The organism is Nonomuraea fastidiosa, from assembly GCF_042751225.1.
Classification (GTDB): domain Bacteria; phylum Actinomycetota; class Actinomycetes; order Streptosporangiales; family Streptosporangiaceae; genus Nonomuraea; species Nonomuraea fastidiosa.
The window spans coordinates 7,146,990-7,161,840 of record NZ_CP170570.1 but is presented as its reverse complement, the minus strand read 5'-3'; the positions used below and the strand labels follow the sequence as shown (position 1 = coordinate 7,161,840).

Below are 14,851 nucleotides of genomic sequence, written 5' to 3'. Positions count from 1 at the left end.
CCATCCCCGCGAACCCCGCGAAAGTCGAGGTGCATCCGCGGGTGCCGCAACAGCCCCGACCCGACACCGAGGCGGTCACAGCCGACGCGCTGATCGACCTCGTCGCCGGCGGGGCGGTGGCCCGCCGCCTGCGCCGGCTTCAGGCCGAGGCTCCGCCGGAAGGAGGCTCCCGGCGGAGCGCCGACCGCGGCGAAGAGCCGCCGAACCGCGGTGGGTCAGTCGGTGGGTTCGGCGTCAGGGCGGATCTCTTCGTCGTCGGTCGCCGCCTCGCGCCGTTCGTCTTCGACCTTCTGCTCGAGGTCGGGCGGTGGATCGATGGGCTCGGCCGGGATGGGGCGGCGGCTGGCTCTCAGCTCTACGCCGGCCCGCTTGGCGATCGTGTCGCTCTCCCCGTTCACCTTGCCGACGGCCGGGGGCAAGGAGGTGCCTTCGTCCTGTTGTGTCATGCCCGGGCCCCTGCCCGGGAACGGGGTCGCCACTCCACACAGCGATCGCACAAAACGGACATATGCATAGATTTGGGGCGATGTGGGTAGGTTGCGAGCAGGGATCGATTGCCCACCCCGCAAGGAGTGCTCCGGCTGTGGGGAAGCAGCCGGAGCACTCCTTGCCTCGGCTCACCAGGCCCCCGGCGAACGTCCCTCCGCCTACGAGCCGGCCGGTCTCATGCGGGAGTGCGTCGCCAGGATCGGTTGGCGGCGATGTCGGTGCCGGTGGAAGCGGCCGATGAGGGTGAGGGGCGGAGCCGACGCTCTCCGGGTCCTCCACGCGTTCGTCACCGTGCGTGTCATCGTCGCTGATCGTGAAGCGCAGCCCCGTCCATCAGGTGATCCAAAGCGTGCGGTTCGTCCCCGCGCCGCCCGCCGGTTGCCGGGCGAGAGCGGGTCGAAGGAGACGATCACGCGCCCGTCGCGGGCGTCGTCGCTCCTGCGTGGGCGGCTGGACGACGTGGACGCCGGCCGCGCTCAATCGCTCGTACTCGGCTTCGATGTCATCGGCCTCGAACAGCACGTAGCCGGGCACGCCGGAGGGCGTCTCGGGCCATTGCGGATCGGCCTTCATCAGCACCGGGCGGGTGCCGCCGCCGGGAGGCGCGACCTCCAGCCATCGGTTCTCGCCGTAGGGCATGTCCCCAGCGTCGCACGGCACTACGACGACGACGGAACAAATTCGTCCGAAGATCCTACGATTCTATTGTCGGTGCCGGGTGATATGCCGGAGGATGTCAGTGCTTGAAGGAGGCATCGATGGCTGAGTCCCGTACCGCGATTCTCGACGGCTTGCGCATGCACTACCTCATCGAGGGCGACGGCCCGCTGCTGGTGCTGCTGCACGGATGGCCGCAGACCAGCCACTGCTGGCATCGGATCATGCCGGAGCTGGCGAAGCGGTTCACCGTCGTCGCGCCCGACCTGCGCGGCTACGGCCTGACCGACAAGCCCACCAGCGGCTACGACAAGCGCACGATGGCCGCCGACGTCCGCGCGCTCGTACGTTCGCTCGGCCACACGAGGGTGACCCTGGTGGGCCACGACCGCGGCGCGCGGGTCGCGCACCGCTACGCGCTCGACCACCCCGACGAGGTGGAGCGCCTGGTGGTCATGGACATCGTGCCCACCAGGGAGATGTGGGCCCGTTTCGACATGAAGACCGGCGTGGCGCGCGGCACCTGGCACTGGACGTTCCATCTGCAGCCCGACCTGCCGGAGCGGCTGGCGGGTCACGACGTGCGCGGCTACCTGGACTACTTCTTCGACAAGTGGACGGTGCACCGGGCCGGGCTCGACGTCGAGGAGTACGTCAGGGCGTTCGAGCGGCCGGGCGCGCTGCGGGCGGGCTTCGACGACTACCGCGCCTCGTTCCCCGACGACGCCGAGCACGACGAGGCCGACTGGCGGGCGGGCCGGCGGCTGGAGATGCCGGTGCTGGCGCTGTGGGGTTCGGCGGGCCTGCTGAGCACGCTGCCGGTGCTCGACATCTGGCGGATGTACGCGCGTGACGTGCGCGGCACGGTGATCCCCGAGTGCGGGCACTTCCTGGCCGAGGAGCGTCCCGATGTGGTGCTCGCGCACCTGCGCGACTTCTTCGACGGCGCGGCGGAGCCGCCGCGGCCCGAGGAGCGGCCGGTCCGCGCGGACGTGACGCTCGGCGAGATTCAGATCCGCGACCCGTTCCTGCTCAGCGTGGGCTCCACCTACTGGCTGTACGGCAGCACGGACCCCGACATCTGGTCGGGCCCCGGCGTGGGCTTCGACACCTACCGCAGCGAGGACCTGCGCACCTGGGAGGGGCCGTTCCCGGCGTTCCGTCCGCCCGCGAAGTTCTGGAGCAAGGGCCAGTTCTGGGCGCCGGAGGTCCACCCGTACGGCGGCCGCTACTACATGTTCGCCACGTTCACCGCGCCCGACGGCTACCGGGGCACGCAGGTGCTGGTGGCCGACACGCCGGAGGGGCCGTTCCAGCCGTGGAGCGACGGCGCGGTGACCCCGCGCAAGTGGCAGTGCCTCGACGGCACGCTGTTCGTGGACGAGGCGGGCGATCCCTGGATCGTCTACTGCCAGGAGTGGCAGCAGGTGCACGACGGCGCGATGTGGGCGCAGCGGCTCAGCGCCGACCTGCGCGAGACGGCCGGCACGCCGGTGTTCCTGTTCAACGCCTCCGACGCGCCCTGGGTCAGGCCGCTCGACCGTCCGTCCACGCGTGATGCGAAGCTGCCGTCGTACGTCACGGACGGCCCGTTCCTGTTCCGGCTGTCCAGCGGCCACCTGCTCATGCTGTGGTCCAGCTACGGCGATAAGGGTTATGCGATAGGCATCGCCCACTCCGAGAGCGGCCTGGTGACCGGGCCGTGGACGCAGGAGGAGCGGCCGCTGTGGGCGGAGGACGGCGGCCACGGCATGATCGTGCGGCTGCGTGACGGCTCGCTCGCCCTCACCCTGCACCAGCCGAACGATTCACCGAACGAGCGGGCGGTCATCCGTCCGCTGGTCGAGCACGAGTCGACGGTCACGCTGGCCGAGCCGTCCGGCGCCTGAGTCACACCGCGCCGCGCGACGGCTGAGTCACACCGCCCGGCCCGGCACGGCCTCGAGCAGCGCGCGCAGCAGCTCGCGCGCCGCCGGGGCCGAGCCGGTGCGGGGTGTTCACGAGCTGCGCGGCCAGCCCGTCCACGAACGTGTGCAGCACGCCCGCCCACAGCTCGACCTGCGGGTGGGGGTGCGGGCGGAGCGCCGCGTCGGGGTCGCGTACCGGCTCCTGGCCGCGCAGCACGGCGACGCACTGGCGGCACAGCGCCCGCTGGTCGTTCCAGACCGGGGAGCCGTCCTGCGAGGGGCGACGGCGCTCCCAGGCGACGACGGCCGACCACAGCGCGTACTCCTCTCGCCGGTCGTCGTCCAGCGGCAGCAGCTCCTCCAGCAGCGAGACAGTTACCTCATCCCCCGGCGGGACGGGCAGCGCGCCGCTGAGGCCAGGTCCTTCACCGCGGGCACGATGCTGCTGCTGGGCTCGGGACGTGGCTGTTCGAGTTCGCCACGGCGGTGCCGTACTTCGCCGCGATCGGCCTCATGACCTCGGCGGGGCTGGCCGCGGCGGAATGGCTGCCGCTGCTCGGGGCGTACGTGGTGATCATGGTGCTGCCCGGCATCCTGCCCTAAGCCGCCTGGACCGCGCTGGGCGAGCGGACGCGCGGGCGGTTGGAGCGGTGGCGGGCCAGGCTGTCGTCCGGCTCGCGCACCACGATCAGTTGGATGGTCTGGATCGCCGGCATCTTCCTCGTCGTGGACGCCGCGAGCGTGCTGTTCCCCGAGACGGTCGGCGTTCCGTGGCGCTGACGGGCACCCGTACGGCCGAGACGTCCGGCTCCGCCCTCACCGTCGCGCCGGGCTCAGCGCGGCGCTCTGACGGAGGTGGCGATGCTCCACGGGTCGTTCCTCGCGACCTTCACCTGGGCGGTCGTGCCGTTGACCGCTTGACGCCTACCTTCCGGCACGTTGCCCGAACGGATCGTCACCTTCCCGATGGGGCGGGCGCGGCGTGCCGATGCGACCCGCCGTGCGCAGCCGGCGCGGCGGCCCCGGTACGGCGCGGCAGGAAGAACGCGATCAGGAACGCCAGCAGCGCCGCGCCGCCGCCGATCGCCAGCACCACGCGGAACCCGTCGTCCGACGGCAGCTCGGCGGGCCCGAACCTGATCGTCATCCCGGCCAGGACGGCTCCGGCCACGGCGCTGGAGACCGAGGTGCCGATGGCGCGCATGAGCGTGTTGAGGCTGTTGGCCGCGGCCGTCTCGGTGACCGGCACGGCGGCCATCACCAGGGCGGGCATGGACGCGTACGAGAAGCCGATGCCGGCGCCGATGACGACGGAGACCAGCACGAGGTGCCACACCTCGGACATGAGCACGATGTCGAGCCCGTAGCCGCCGGCCACGATGAGCGCGCCGATCATCAGCGTCAGCTTGGGGCCGCGCGCGGCCGTCACGCGGGCCGCGATGGGCGAGAGCAGCAGCATGACCAGGCCAGACGGCGCCATCACCAGGCCGGCCACCAGCATCGACCGGCCGAGCCCGTAGCCGGTGGCCTCGGGCAGCTGCAGGATCTGCGGCAGCACCAGCGACATCGCGAACATCGAGAAGCCGAGCATGATGGAGGCGAGGTTCGTCAGCAGCACCTGGCGGCGCGCGGTGGTGCGCAGGTCCACCATCGGCTCGCGGGTGCGCAGCTCCCACCACCCCCACAGCAGCAGCACCACGACCGCCCCGGCGAACAGGCCGATCGTCAGCGCGTCCGTCCACCCCCAGTCGGCCCCCTTGGAGATGGCCAGCAGCAGGGCCACCAGGGCGGCCGACAGCCCGATGGCGCCGACCAGGTCGAAGCGGCCGCCGCTGCGGACCGCCGATTCCGGCACGAGCGCCACCACCAGCACGAACGCGACGGTGCCCAGCCCTGCGGCGGTCCAGAACAGCACGTGCCAGTCGAAATTCTCAGCGAGCAGCGCGGCGGCGGGCAGGCCGAGCGCGCCACCCACGCCGAGCGAGGAGCTCATGGACGCGATCGCCGAGCCGAGCCGCTCGGGCGGCAGCTCGTCGCGCATGATGCTGATGCCGAGCGGGATGACGCCCGAGGCGAGGCCCTGCAGCGCGCGTCCGGCGATCATGGGGGTCAGCGCGTCGCTCAGCCCGCAGATGACCGAGCCCGCGACCAGCATGAAGAGGCTCACCAGCAGCATGCGGCGCTTGCCGTACATGTCGCCGAGCCGTCCCATCACCGGCGTGGCCGCGGCGCTGGCCAGCAGCGTCGCGGTGACCGCCCAGGCGGCGTCGGCCGCGGAGGCGCCGAGCAGCGTGGGCAGCTCGGGCACCAGCGGGATCACCAGGGTCTGCATCAGCGACACCGCGATCCCGCTGAAGGCGAGCACCACGACGAACGTGGACGCCCGCGGCGGACCGGCCGCGTGGGCGGCGCGGGGGGACGGGTTGGTCATGCGGAGGCCTCCGGTTGTGGGAGTGGGACGGCAGCGCGGAGCAACGAGTTAAATCAAGCGCTTGAGTTAAAATTAGCAGGATCGATGTTTCCGGCTCGTTGCGACTCTGGTAACCGGAGCCGAATTTGGCGAAGCCGCCTGCGGCTGCAATCATGGCGCCGGACGTCGGGCGCAGGGCAGGCGAGCAGTTCCGGTGCGGTGATGATGATGAGCAGGACCATCCGGGCCGAGCGCGTCGGCGTGACCCGCGAGCAGATCCTCACGGCGGCCGAGCGGCTGTTCGCCGAGTACGGCGTGTGCGCCGCGTCCAACCGGCGCATCAGCGAGGCCGCAGGGCAGGGTAACACCGCGGCCGTCGGCTACCACTTCGGCGGTAAGGCCGACCTCGTCAGGGCGATCGTGCGCCGGCACGCCGTGCCCATCGAGGAGCTGCGCGCCCGCATGGTGGCCGCCGCCGAGGGGTCGGACGACGTACGCGACTGGGTCTCGTGCATGGTGCGGCCCGTCACCGAGCACCTCGCCGCGCTCGGCTCCCCCACCTGGTACGCGCGCTTCCTCGCCCAGGTGGGCACCGACCCGGCGCTGTGCGAGATCCTCGACGAGGAGAATCGCACGTCGCCGTCTCTGCGCCGGGCCGTCGACGGGTTCACCCACTGCCTGCCCGAGCTGCCCGCCGCCGTCCAGGCCGAGCGGGGCACGATGATGCGCCAGCTCATCCTGCACACCTGCGCGGAGCGCGAACGCGCCCTGGCGCGGGGCGCGGCCACGCCACGGGCGAGCTGGCACGACGCCGCGACCGGCCTCATCGACGCCCTAGTGGGCCTCTGGCTGGCACCGGTCACCCACCCCTCCTGACCTCGCTCCGGTCACCCACCCCTCCTGACCTCGCGCCGATCATCCACCCCTGTGACCTCGTGGCCGAGAAGGCACGCACCACGGCCACATCCTGCACGCGGTCCGCACTCAGGCCCGTCCCGGCCAACGCGCCCACCAAACCGGAGGAGCAGAGCGCGCAGCCCAGGCCCCGGCCCGCCCGACCACCCCCAGCCGTTCCGACCGGCGGAACGCGCCATCACCCGCGCCACCACCGCGCTCAGGCCGCACCCACTCACCGCGCCTCCGGCCGGCGGCGGCGGGTGCGCAGTGCCGACGCGACGCGCGCGGGTTGCGGACCCTCATCCTGGAGGTCTAATATCCAGATTCATGAGGATGAGCGAAGGCGTGGAGTGGGCGATGCACAGTTGCCTGAACCTCGCCTGGCTCGACTCCGACGAGGCGATGACCGCGGCGCGGCTGGCGGCGTTCTACGACCTGCCGCCGGCGTACCTGAACAAGCAGCTTCAGGCGCTGGCACGGGCCGGCATCCTCACCTCGACGCCGGGACCGCGCGGCGGGTTCCGGCTGGCCCGGCCGCTCGAGCAGATCACCCTGCTCGACGTGGTCACGGCGATCGAGGGTCCGGGGGATGCGTTCCGTTGCGAGCAGGTGCTGCGCAAGGGCCCCGAGGGGCGGGACGACGTCGACTACCGCAAGTCGTGCTTCATCTCGCAGGCGATGCGGCAGGCCGAGCTGGCCTGGCGCAAGGAGCTGGCGGGCCAAACCTTGGCCGACATCAAGGCGAAGGTGGAGCGCGCCTCCCCCGGCACGCCCAGGGCCACGCGCGAGTGGTTCGCCCGCCGCAGGTCCTGACGGTGAGCGGCCCCGCCGAGCCCTTTCGCTTCGCCAAATTCTGGATATCAAATACCCAAATTATCGACAAAGGAGTGACGACATCATGCGCATGGACGTCAAGCGCCCCGCCGCCGAAGGGCTGAAGGGCATGTACGCGGTGGAGGCGTACCTCAACGCGGGCCCGGTGCCCCGCACCACGCTCGACCTGCTGCGACTGCGGGTCAGCCAGATCAACGGCTGCGCCTTCTGCGTGGACATGCACTCCAAGGAGGCCAAGGAGGCGGGCGTGCCCGAGCGGAAGCTGCACGCGCTGGCCGCGTGGCGGGACGCGCCGTTCTTCTCCGAAGAGGAGCGGGCCGCGCTGGCGCTCGCCGAGGCGGCGACCCGGCTGGCCGACAACCCGGAGGGCGTGCCGGACGACGTGTGGGACGCCGCGGCCGACGTGTACGACGAGGAGCAGCTGGCCGTGCTGGTGATGGCGACCGCCCAGATCAACGCGTGGAACCGGCTGAACGTCACCGTCCGCAACGCCCCCGCGGCCTGATGACCGGGCGGCGCCCCTGGGGACCGCTTCGCCCCCGGGCGCGCCGCCCCCGACCCCGGCGTGCCCGCGCAGGTGATACCGGCGAGCCCTGGTCTGCGCAGAGCCTGGCCTTCGAGGCCATGCCGCGCGCCGAGCGCAACATGATCTGCCGGGGTGATCCTCGGCCCCATCCGCGAGGGGTGTTCCCCGAACGGGAGGCGATCTTGCGTTCCTCGTGGTCTACCCGCCGCCGACCGGCTCTCCGTCGGCGGAGCGGCCGGCGACGCCGGCGGCCCTGCGGTAGTCGCGCGGGGCGAGGCCCGTCACGCGTTTGAAGGCGTTGCTGAGCGCGCTGACCGAGGCGTAACCGACCTCGCGGGCGATGGACTCCATCGTGGCCCCGCCGTGGCGCAGCCGTCCGGCGGCCAGCTCGATGCGCCATCCGGTGAGGTACTCCAGCGGTCCTCGCCCGACGACCCGCTTGAACCGGGCGGCGAGCGTCGAGCGGGACACCGCGCTGACGCCGGCCAGCTCCGACACCGTCCAGGCGTGGGCGGGGCGCGCGTGCATGGCGCGCAGGGCCGGTGCCACGACGGGGTCGGCGAGACCGGCCAGCCAGCCGGAGGTCCCGCCCGGCGTGGCGGCGAGGTGCAGGCGCAGCAGGTGGATGAGCATGACGAGCGCGAGGTGCTCGGTGACCAGGGCGGTGGCGGGCTGCGGGTCGCGCAGCTCGGCGGCGATGAGCTCGAGCGCCCAGCGTACGGTGGTGGCCTGCGCCGTACGCCCGGGCACGTGGATCACCGGCGGCAGCACGTCGAACAGCAGCTCCCTGGCCCGCTCGCCGAAGTCGAACCGGCCGCCCATCAGCTCCACGTCGTCGCCGTCGCCCGCGCGCGCCAGATCGCTCCCCGCCGCTTTGAAGACCGGCGCCGCCGGTACAGGCGCCACATCAGGCCCGCCGGCCAGTGTGAAGGCGCGCGGCTGGACGAGCAGGAAGCAGTCGCCCTCGCGCAGCTCGATCGGCCCGGGCACGCCGTCCACGGTGAGCAGGCAGTGGCCGCGCCGTACGGCGTTGAACTTGACCCCCTGTGGAGGGTCGAACGCGAGCGCCCACCGGCCGCCGGCCACCAGCCCGGTGGACAGGCGGCTGGTGGTGCCGACGAGCGTCAGCACGTCTTCGAGCGGGTCGGCCGGTCGGACTGTCACGCAACAATCCTGGACGTTTGAGGCTTCTGCGTCCAATCGGAGCTTCCTAGGGTTGCTCGCATGACACGTATCAGCACCCCTTTCACCGCCAGGAGCACCGCCGCCGAAGTACTCGAAGGCGTCGATCTGACCGGCCGGCGGATGATCGTGACCGGCGGGGCGTCCGGGATCGGGCTGGAGACCGTACGCGCTCTGCGGGGTGCCGGGGCGGACGTCACGGTCGCCACCCGCAACCCGGCCGCCGGCGAGCGGCGGCTCGATCTGAGCGATCTCGGCTCCGTACGCGCGTTCGCCGCCTCCTGGAGCGGCCCGCTGCACGTGATCGTCGCGAACGCCGGTGTCATGGCGCTGCCCACCCGCCAGGTCGCGGCGAACGGCTGGGAGCTGCAGCTCGCCACGAACTTCCTCGGCCACTTCGCGCTGGTCACGGCCCTGCACGAGAATCTGCGGCAGGCCGGAGACGCGCGGGTGGTCGTGGTCGGCTCAGGCGCGCAGCTGCGGGAGCCGTTCGACTTCGGCGATCCGCATTTCGAGCGGCGCCCGTACGACCCGTGGGCGGCGTACGCGCAGTCGAAGACGGCCGGGGTGCTGCTCGCGGTCGGCGCGGCGCGGCGCTGGGCGGGTGACGGCATCACCGCCAACGCCCTCGAACCCGGCTACATCCACACGAACCTGCAGCGGCACGTGGACGCGGCGACGATGCGGGCGATGGGCGCGATGGACGAGCAGGGCCGCCTGTTGACCCCCGCCTGCTTCAAGACGCCGGAGCAGGGGGCCGCCACCTCGGTGCTGCTCGCCGGGTCTCCGCTGGTGAAGGGCCTGACCGGCCGGTACTTCTCCGGCAACCAGGAGGCCGCGGTGGTCCGGGGCGGGCCCGAGGTGATGACGGGCGTGGCGTCGTGGTCGGTGGACCCGGACGCGGCGGACCGGCTCTGGGCGTACGCGCACGAGGCGATCACCGCATGAAGGTCTCAACAGATGGTTCAACGATACCGTCGAAGGTATGGAGAATCCCGCGCACGGCGTCGATGCCGCCGCCCTCATGAGCCTGCTGCCGTCCCGGCCGCGCCTGCTCGCCGTGGGCGAGCCCACCCACGGCGACGAGACCCTGCTCGCGCTCCGCAACGAGCTGTTCGTGCGGCTCGTCGAGCAGCAGGGGTACCGGTGCGTCGCGATCGAGAGCGACTGTTTGAAGGGTCTGGTGGTGGACGACCACGTCACCACGGGCGCGGGCGACCTGGACGAGGTCATGGAGGGCGGCTTCAGCCACGGGGCGGGGGCGTGGCGGGGCAACCGGGAGCTGGTGCGGTGGCTGCGGGCGTACAACGCGGGGCGGCCTGCCGCCGAGCGGGTGCGCTTCGCGGGCTTCGACGCGCCGCTGGAGATGACCGGCGCGGGGAGCCCCCGGCAGGCGCTCACCGCCCTTCACGCGTACCTGGCCGCGCACATGGACACCGGCGTGCGCGCGGACGTCCTCGATCGGCTGCTGGGGCCCGACGAGCGGTGGGCGGACGGCGGCGCGATGCTGGACCCCTCGCGGTCGATCGGCCGCTCGGACGCGGCGGGGCGGCTGCGGCTGCTGGCCGACGACCTGGCCGCGCTGCTCGGCGCGCACGCGCCGGAGCTGGTCGCGGCGACCTCGCGGGAGGCGTGGGAGCGGGCCTGCCTGTACGCCCGTACCGCCATCGGCCTGCTGCGCTACCACGCCCGCATGGCCGACACCGCACCCGGCCGGGCCGACGCGATGATGGGCCTGCGTGACGCGATGATGGCCGCCAACCTGCTCGCCCTCGCAGAACGCGGCCCGACGCTCGTCCACGCCCACAACCGGCACCTGCAGCGGCACCGCAGCACGGTGCTGCTGGGCGGGCTGCGGGTGGACTGGTGGAGCGCGGGCGCGCAGCTCACCGCCCGGCTCGGCGGCGCGTACGCCTTCGTCGCCACCGCGGTCGGCACGATCCGCCACCACGGCGTCGGCGATCCTCCCCCGAACACCGTCGAGGGACTGCTGCACGCGTTGCCCGGCGATCGCTTCCTGGTCGCCGGCCGGGAGCTGGACGGCGCCGGTCTCGTTCCCCGCGACTCCCCCTGGTACGGCTACCTCCCGCTCGGCCCCGCCGACCTGACCGGCAGCGACGCCCTCTGCTACGTCAGGGACCTGCCACCGGGCTGAGCGCGGATCGCGGCCGGGCGTCCGGTCCGACAGAATGCCGTGGTGATTCCTACACGTTTACGCGCTCTGTCCCTCGCGCTGCTCCTTCTGCCGGTCTCCGGCTGCGGGCTCGTCGAGGTGGCTCGCGGCGGTTTCACCGTCAGCATCTCGAGCGAGTCCATGGAGCCGACGCTCAAGAAGGGCGCGCACCTGTCCGTCCGTCCGATCGGCGACCGTGTTCCCCGTACCGGGGACATCGTGGTCTTCCGCACGCCCGAAGGCTGGACGGGCACCACCGCGGGCGCGGAGCGCGTCGGGCGGGTCATCGGCATCCCGGAGAGCACGGTGACATGCTGCGACGCCGATGGCCGGCTGGAGCTGAACGGCCAGCCGCTGGATGAGCCCTACATCGCACGGCCGCCCGCCTCCGACGTGACGTTCGACGTCCGGGTGCCGCCCGGCCGGCTCTGGATCATGAACGACAACCGCCACGTCGCCCTGGACTCCCGCGCCCACCAGGGCGCCCCCGGCAACGGGACCATCGAGGTCACCGACGTCGTCGGGGTGATCGATACATCCCGCCGGTAGCGAGGGGGTCAGGGGCGGGCTGCGCGGCTGACCATCACGTCGATGATGTCGTCGGCGCCGATCCCCTTGTGCGCGAAGTCACCCACGGTGACCAGCTCGGCCACGCCGTGCGCGCTGGCCAGCAGGGCCGCGAGCGCGGCCTTGTCGCGACGGCCTCCGCCGGCGATGTCGACGCTCAGCGCGGACATGATCTCGTCGATGGCCTGCTCCACTTCGGGATGCCGCCCGGCGACGAACATCGAGGAGAACACCAGCCGGTATTCCTCGGGGTGCTCCACGGCGTACTCGACGTAGCTGCGGTAGAAGGCACGCAGCCGCTCCTCCTGGCCGCTCTGCGGGAGCACGGCGGCGGCGATGTGGGCGGCGATGTCGGTCATGACGCGGGCGGCGACCGCCGCGAGCAGCGCCTTCTTGTCGGCGAAGTGACGGTAGGGGGCCATGCGCGACAACCCGGCCAGCTCGCCGACCGCGCGCAACGTCACGCCTTCGAGCCCCTGCTCGCGCAGCAACGTCAGCGCGCTCTCTATCAGCCGGGACCTGGTGCCGTCGATCATGGCATCACTCTCTCACGACCTTCTGTGTTGACAATGTCAGCATAGTTGTTGACACTGTCCACATATCCCGATGTTGACAGCGTCAGCAGGAGAGCTATGAAGATCACGGTGAACGGCGAGCCGCACGAGGTGGCCGCCGGACGCGACGACCCCGTGGTGGACGTCCTGCGCGACGGCCTGGGCCTGACCGGGACCAAGGCGGTCTGCCGTACGGGCGTGTGCGGAGCGTGCACGATCGCGGTCGACGGCACCCCGCAGGCCGCCTGCCTGCTGCCGGCCGCGGCGGTGGAGGGACGCGCCCTGACCACCGCGGAAGGGCTCGACCATCCGGTCCAGCGGGCCTTCGCCGCCCACGACGGCCTGCAGTGCGGATACTGCACGCCCGGCTTCGTGGTGGAGGCCGCAGCTTTCGTGGACGCCTGGCGGGCCGGGCACGGCGACGTCGAGCCGCCCAGAGAGGAGATCGCCGCCGCCCTGGCCGGTCACCTGTGCCGTTGCGGCGCGTACGGACGTATCTACGAGGCGGTCGCGGCCGCCTGCCGGGGCGAGCACGACGACGGCGAGGTCACGCCCGCCAGGGTCGAGGCCATGGAGAAGATCACCGGACGCGCCCGCTACACGACGGACGTCCGGCTGGACGGCATGCTCGAAGGGGTGATCATCCGTTCGGCGCGGGCGCACGCGCGGGTCACCTCGGTGGAGGTGGACGGCTCCCCCGTGGTGGATCTGCTGCCGGAGGACCGGATCGTCCGTTACGCCGGGCAGCCGATCGCCGCCGTCGCCGCCGCGACCCGCGGGGAGGCCGAGGCGATCGCCGCGAGCGCGCGGATCGGGTACGAGCCGTTCCCCGCCGCGTTCGGCGACGGCCCGGACGCCCCGCCCGTTTACGACGAGCGGAGCAGGAAGAACGCCCCCAGCTCCAGCGAGGGCATGACGCTGCCCGCCTCCTGGGACGGCAACGTGCGCGGGCCGTTCAGCGGGGCGAGCAAGCGAGGCCGCAAGGCGGCCGAGCTGATCGACGCGGCCCGGAGGCGCGGCGATCCGCTGCTGGTGACGGGCACGTTCAGCACCGCCGTGCAGGTGCACACGCCGCTGGAGCCGCACGCCTGCCTGGCCAGGTGGGACGAGCGCGGCGACCTTCACCTGCACCTGTCCACCCAGACGGTGGCCATCGCCGCCGAGCAGGCCGCCAGGCGCTGGAAGCTCGACCCGGGCCGGGTGCACGTCGTCGCCGAGCACGTGGGCGGCGGTTTCGGCGCCAAGTCCGGGATCACCGTGGAGGCGGTCGCGGCGGTCGAGCTTGCGCGGGCCTGCGGCGCGCCCGTACGCGTCGTGTTCAGCCGCGCGGAAGAGCTGACCGACGCCGGCAGCCGGCCGGGCAGCACCACGAACATCGCGCTGCTGGCCGGCCGGGACGGGGAGCTCGCCGCGCTCGCGATGGACGTGCGCAGCCGGGGCGGCGTCGCCGTCGGAGGGATGTCGGCGGCGCTGGCCCGCTTCGTGTACGGCACCGCGCCCCGGCGGCTGCGCGACTACGACGTGGTCACCAACGAGCCGCCCGGCACGCCGTTCAGGGGGCCCGGTGCCCCGCCGATGCTGTGGGCGCTGGAGCAGGCCGTGGACGAGATGGCGCACCGCCTCGACGTCGACCCGATCGTGCTGCGCCGCCGCTGGGACGGCAACCCCAAGCGGCACGCGCTCTACGAGCGGGCTCTGGCGCTGCCCGTCTGGCGCGACCGGCCGCGCGGCGGGTCGCAGACGGGACGGTTCCGGCGCGGCGTCGGCGTGGCCATGGCCAGCTGGATCTACGCGATCACCCCGGCGACCCAGGTCGAGCTGGAGGTCGTGGGCGATGTGGTCGTGGCCCGCACCGCCACCCAGGACATCGGTACGGGCGTGCGCAGCGTCATCGCCGGCGTCCTGCAGGAGGAGCTGGGGCTGCCCGCCGAGCGGATCCAGGTCGAGATCGGCCGCTCCTCCGCACCTCCCGGCCCGCCCGCGCTGGGCAGCCGCAGCACCACCTCGGTGGCCCCGGCCGCCCGCGACGCCGCCCGCCGCCTGCTCGCGCAGGGTCTCAAGCCCGGCACCGAGGTCGTCGGCAAGCGGCGGCGCGACCGCGGCGGCTACGTGACGCCGTTCCCGATGAACGGCATGGCGCTCGGCCGCGGGTTCAGCGGCGCGGTGCACGTCACCGAGGTCGAGGTGGACACCAGGTTCGGCACGATCAGGCCGCTCAGCGTCTGGGGCGGCATCACCGCAGGGCGCATCTACGCCGAGAAGCCGGCGCGCAACCAGTGCGAGGGCGGCATCATCCAGGGCATCGGGTACGCCCTGTACGAAGAACGCCTCATCGACCCCGTCACCGGCACCGTCCTCACCTCGAATCTGGAGGACTACCGCATCCCCGGCATCGGCGACGTACCGGAGATCACCTTGCACTTCCATCAGGAGGGGTGGGACCACGTCAACGGCGGCGGCGTGGGGCTCGGCGAGGTCTCCACGGTCGGGGTGGCCGCCTCGGTGGCCAACGCCGTGTACAACGCGACGGGCTGGCGGCCCCGCGACCTTCCGATCCGCCCCGACCGCGTCCTCGAGGGCCTCTCCCCGTGACCACTTCGGCCACTCCTCGAAAAACTCCCGGGCGACCGCCGCCTCGAAGAACTCCTCCGCTCC

The 14,851-nt window shown here is 72.5% G+C and carries 15 protein-coding genes; 9 read left to right on the top strand and 6 right to left on the bottom strand.

Annotated features, from left to right (window positions below):
- Nucleotides 1–215: 215 nt before the first annotated feature.
- Nucleotides 216–446, bottom strand: a complete 231-nt coding sequence (locus tag ACFMQL_RS32800; protein ID WP_364052091.1) for a hypothetical protein — start codon at nucleotides 444–446, stop codon at nucleotides 216–218.
- Nucleotides 447–822: 376 nt separating this feature from the next.
- A complete protein-coding gene (locus ACFMQL_RS32795) occupies nucleotides 823–1,128 on the bottom strand; it encodes a VOC family protein (protein ID WP_378788627.1) in 306 nt (101 codons plus the stop codon).
- Between the two features lie 119 nt (nucleotides 1,129–1,247).
- On the opposite strand from ACFMQL_RS32795, the gene ACFMQL_RS32790 reads away from it, so the two are divergent.
- Nucleotides 1,248–3,035, top strand: coding sequence for an alpha/beta fold hydrolase (locus ACFMQL_RS32790; RefSeq protein ID WP_378788625.1), 1,788 nt, complete (start codon nucleotides 1,248–1,250; stop codon nucleotides 3,033–3,035).
- A 1-nt stretch (nucleotide 3,036) separates the two neighbouring features.
- On the opposite strand, the gene ACFMQL_RS32785 is transcribed toward ACFMQL_RS32790, so the two are convergent.
- The gene (locus tag ACFMQL_RS32785) at nucleotides 3,037–3,417 is read right to left on the bottom strand and encodes a hypothetical protein (protein ID WP_378790229.1); all 381 of its coding nucleotides are present in this window, start codon (nucleotides 3,415–3,417) and stop codon (nucleotides 3,037–3,039) included.
- Nucleotides 3,418–3,695: 278 nt separating this feature from the next.
- Here ACFMQL_RS32785 and ACFMQL_RS32780 point away from each other — a divergent pair, with 278 nt between their 5' ends.
- The gene (locus ACFMQL_RS32780) at nucleotides 3,696–3,833 is read left to right on the top strand and encodes a hypothetical protein (protein WP_378788623.1); all 138 of its coding nucleotides are present in this window, start codon (nucleotides 3,696–3,698) and stop codon (nucleotides 3,831–3,833) included.
- A 175-nt stretch (nucleotides 3,834–4,008) separates the two neighbouring features.
- Here ACFMQL_RS32780 and ACFMQL_RS32775 read toward each other — a convergent pair whose 3' ends face one another.
- Entirely contained in the window at nucleotides 4,009–5,484 is a 1,476-nt protein-coding gene (locus tag ACFMQL_RS32775) for an MFS transporter (RefSeq protein ID WP_364052103.1), read from the bottom strand.
- Between the two features lie 204 nt (nucleotides 5,485–5,688).
- Between ACFMQL_RS32775 and ACFMQL_RS32770 the strand changes: the two genes are divergently transcribed.
- The 3 genes from ACFMQL_RS32770 to ACFMQL_RS32760 all read left to right on the top strand — a co-directional run bounded on the left by ACFMQL_RS32770 (nucleotide 5,689) and on the right by ACFMQL_RS32760 (nucleotide 7,699).
- Nucleotides 5,689–6,339 (top strand): TetR family transcriptional regulator, encoded by a 651-nt coding sequence (locus ACFMQL_RS32770; protein ID WP_364057422.1) that lies wholly within the window; start codon nucleotides 5,689–5,691, stop codon nucleotides 6,337–6,339.
- Nucleotides 6,340–6,693: 354 nt separating this feature from the next.
- Complete coding sequence (locus tag ACFMQL_RS32765) at nucleotides 6,694–7,173, top strand: RrF2 family transcriptional regulator (RefSeq protein ID WP_378788621.1); 480 nt, start codon at nucleotides 6,694–6,696, stop codon at nucleotides 7,171–7,173.
- An 85-nt stretch (nucleotides 7,174–7,258) separates the two neighbouring features.
- Nucleotides 7,259–7,699 carry a carboxymuconolactone decarboxylase family protein gene (locus ACFMQL_RS32760; RefSeq protein ID WP_364052109.1) on the top strand — a complete coding sequence of 147 codons (441 nt, stop codon included), beginning with the start codon at nucleotides 7,259–7,261 and terminating at the stop codon, nucleotides 7,697–7,699.
- A gap of 219 nt (nucleotides 7,700–7,918) precedes the next feature.
- On the opposite strand, the gene ACFMQL_RS32755 is transcribed toward ACFMQL_RS32760, so the two are convergent.
- Nucleotides 7,919–8,884, bottom strand: a complete 966-nt coding sequence (locus tag ACFMQL_RS32755; RefSeq protein WP_364052112.1) for an AraC family transcriptional regulator — start codon at nucleotides 8,882–8,884, stop codon at nucleotides 7,919–7,921.
- A 60-nt stretch (nucleotides 8,885–8,944) separates the two neighbouring features.
- Between ACFMQL_RS32755 and ACFMQL_RS32750 the strand changes: the two genes are divergently transcribed.
- Genes ACFMQL_RS32750 through lepB form a run of 3 tightly spaced genes read left to right on the top strand, consistent with a single transcriptional unit; the run spans nucleotide 8,945 to nucleotide 11,624 of the window.
- A complete protein-coding gene (locus ACFMQL_RS32750; RefSeq protein WP_378788618.1) occupies nucleotides 8,945–9,850 on the top strand; it encodes an SDR family NAD(P)-dependent oxidoreductase in 906 nt (301 codons plus the stop codon).
- Nucleotides 9,851–9,887: 37 nt separating this feature from the next.
- On the top strand, nucleotides 9,888–11,057 hold the full coding sequence (locus tag ACFMQL_RS32745) for an erythromycin esterase family protein (RefSeq protein ID WP_378788617.1): 1,170 nt from the start codon (nucleotides 9,888–9,890) through the stop codon (nucleotides 11,055–11,057).
- 42 nt (nucleotides 11,058–11,099) lie between these two features.
- Nucleotides 11,100–11,624 carry a signal peptidase I gene (gene lepB, locus ACFMQL_RS32740; RefSeq protein WP_364052119.1) on the top strand — a complete coding sequence of 175 codons (525 nt, stop codon included), beginning with the start codon at nucleotides 11,100–11,102 and terminating at the stop codon, nucleotides 11,622–11,624.
- 8 nt (nucleotides 11,625–11,632) lie between these two features.
- On the opposite strand, the gene ACFMQL_RS32735 is transcribed toward lepB, so the two are convergent.
- Nucleotides 11,633–12,178, bottom strand: a complete 546-nt coding sequence (locus ACFMQL_RS32735; protein WP_364052121.1) for a TetR/AcrR family transcriptional regulator — start codon at nucleotides 12,176–12,178, stop codon at nucleotides 11,633–11,635.
- A 96-nt stretch (nucleotides 12,179–12,274) separates the two neighbouring features.
- On the opposite strand from ACFMQL_RS32735, the gene ACFMQL_RS32730 reads away from it, so the two are divergent.
- Nucleotides 12,275–14,788, top strand: a complete 2,514-nt coding sequence (locus tag ACFMQL_RS32730; RefSeq protein ID WP_378788615.1) for a molybdopterin-dependent oxidoreductase — start codon at nucleotides 12,275–12,277, stop codon at nucleotides 14,786–14,788.
- Nucleotides 14,789–14,851: the final 63 nt, after the last annotated feature.

Excerpts from the sequence above, each read along its gene's own strand:
- ACFMQL_RS32775 (WP_364052103.1), bottom strand. The coding sequence starts at position 5,484 with ATGACCAACCCGTCCCCCCGCGCCGCCCACGCGGCCGGTCCGCCGCGG.
- ACFMQL_RS32770 (WP_364057422.1), top strand. The coding sequence starts at position 5,689 with ATGATGAGCAGGACCATCCGGGCCGAGCGCGTCGGCGTGACCCGCGAG.
- ACFMQL_RS32790 (WP_378788625.1), top strand. The coding sequence starts at position 1,248 with ATGGCTGAGTCCCGTACCGCGATTCTCGACGGCTTGCGCATGCACTAC.
- ACFMQL_RS32760 (WP_364052109.1), top strand. The coding sequence starts at position 7,259 with ATGCGCATGGACGTCAAGCGCCCCGCCGCCGAAGGGCTGAAGGGCATG.
- ACFMQL_RS32765 (WP_378788621.1), top strand. The coding sequence starts at position 6,694 with ATGAGCGAAGGCGTGGAGTGGGCGATGCACAGTTGCCTGAACCTCGCC.
- ACFMQL_RS32745 (WP_378788617.1), top strand. The coding sequence starts at position 9,888 with ATGGAGAATCCCGCGCACGGCGTCGATGCCGCCGCCCTCATGAGCCTG.
- ACFMQL_RS32795 (WP_378788627.1), bottom strand. The coding sequence starts at position 1,128 with ATGCCCTACGGCGAGAACCGATGGCTGGAGGTCGCGCCTCCCGGCGGC.
- ACFMQL_RS32800 (WP_364052091.1), bottom strand. The coding sequence starts at position 446 with ATGACACAACAGGACGAAGGCACCTCCTTGCCCCCGGCCGTCGGCAAG.
- ACFMQL_RS32735 (WP_364052121.1), bottom strand. The coding sequence starts at position 12,178 with ATGATCGACGGCACCAGGTCCCGGCTGATAGAGAGCGCGCTGACGTTG.
- ACFMQL_RS32750 (WP_378788618.1), top strand. The coding sequence starts at position 8,945 with ATGACACGTATCAGCACCCCTTTCACCGCCAGGAGCACCGCCGCCGAA.
- ACFMQL_RS32730 (WP_378788615.1), top strand. The coding sequence starts at position 12,275 with ATGAAGATCACGGTGAACGGCGAGCCGCACGAGGTGGCCGCCGGACGC.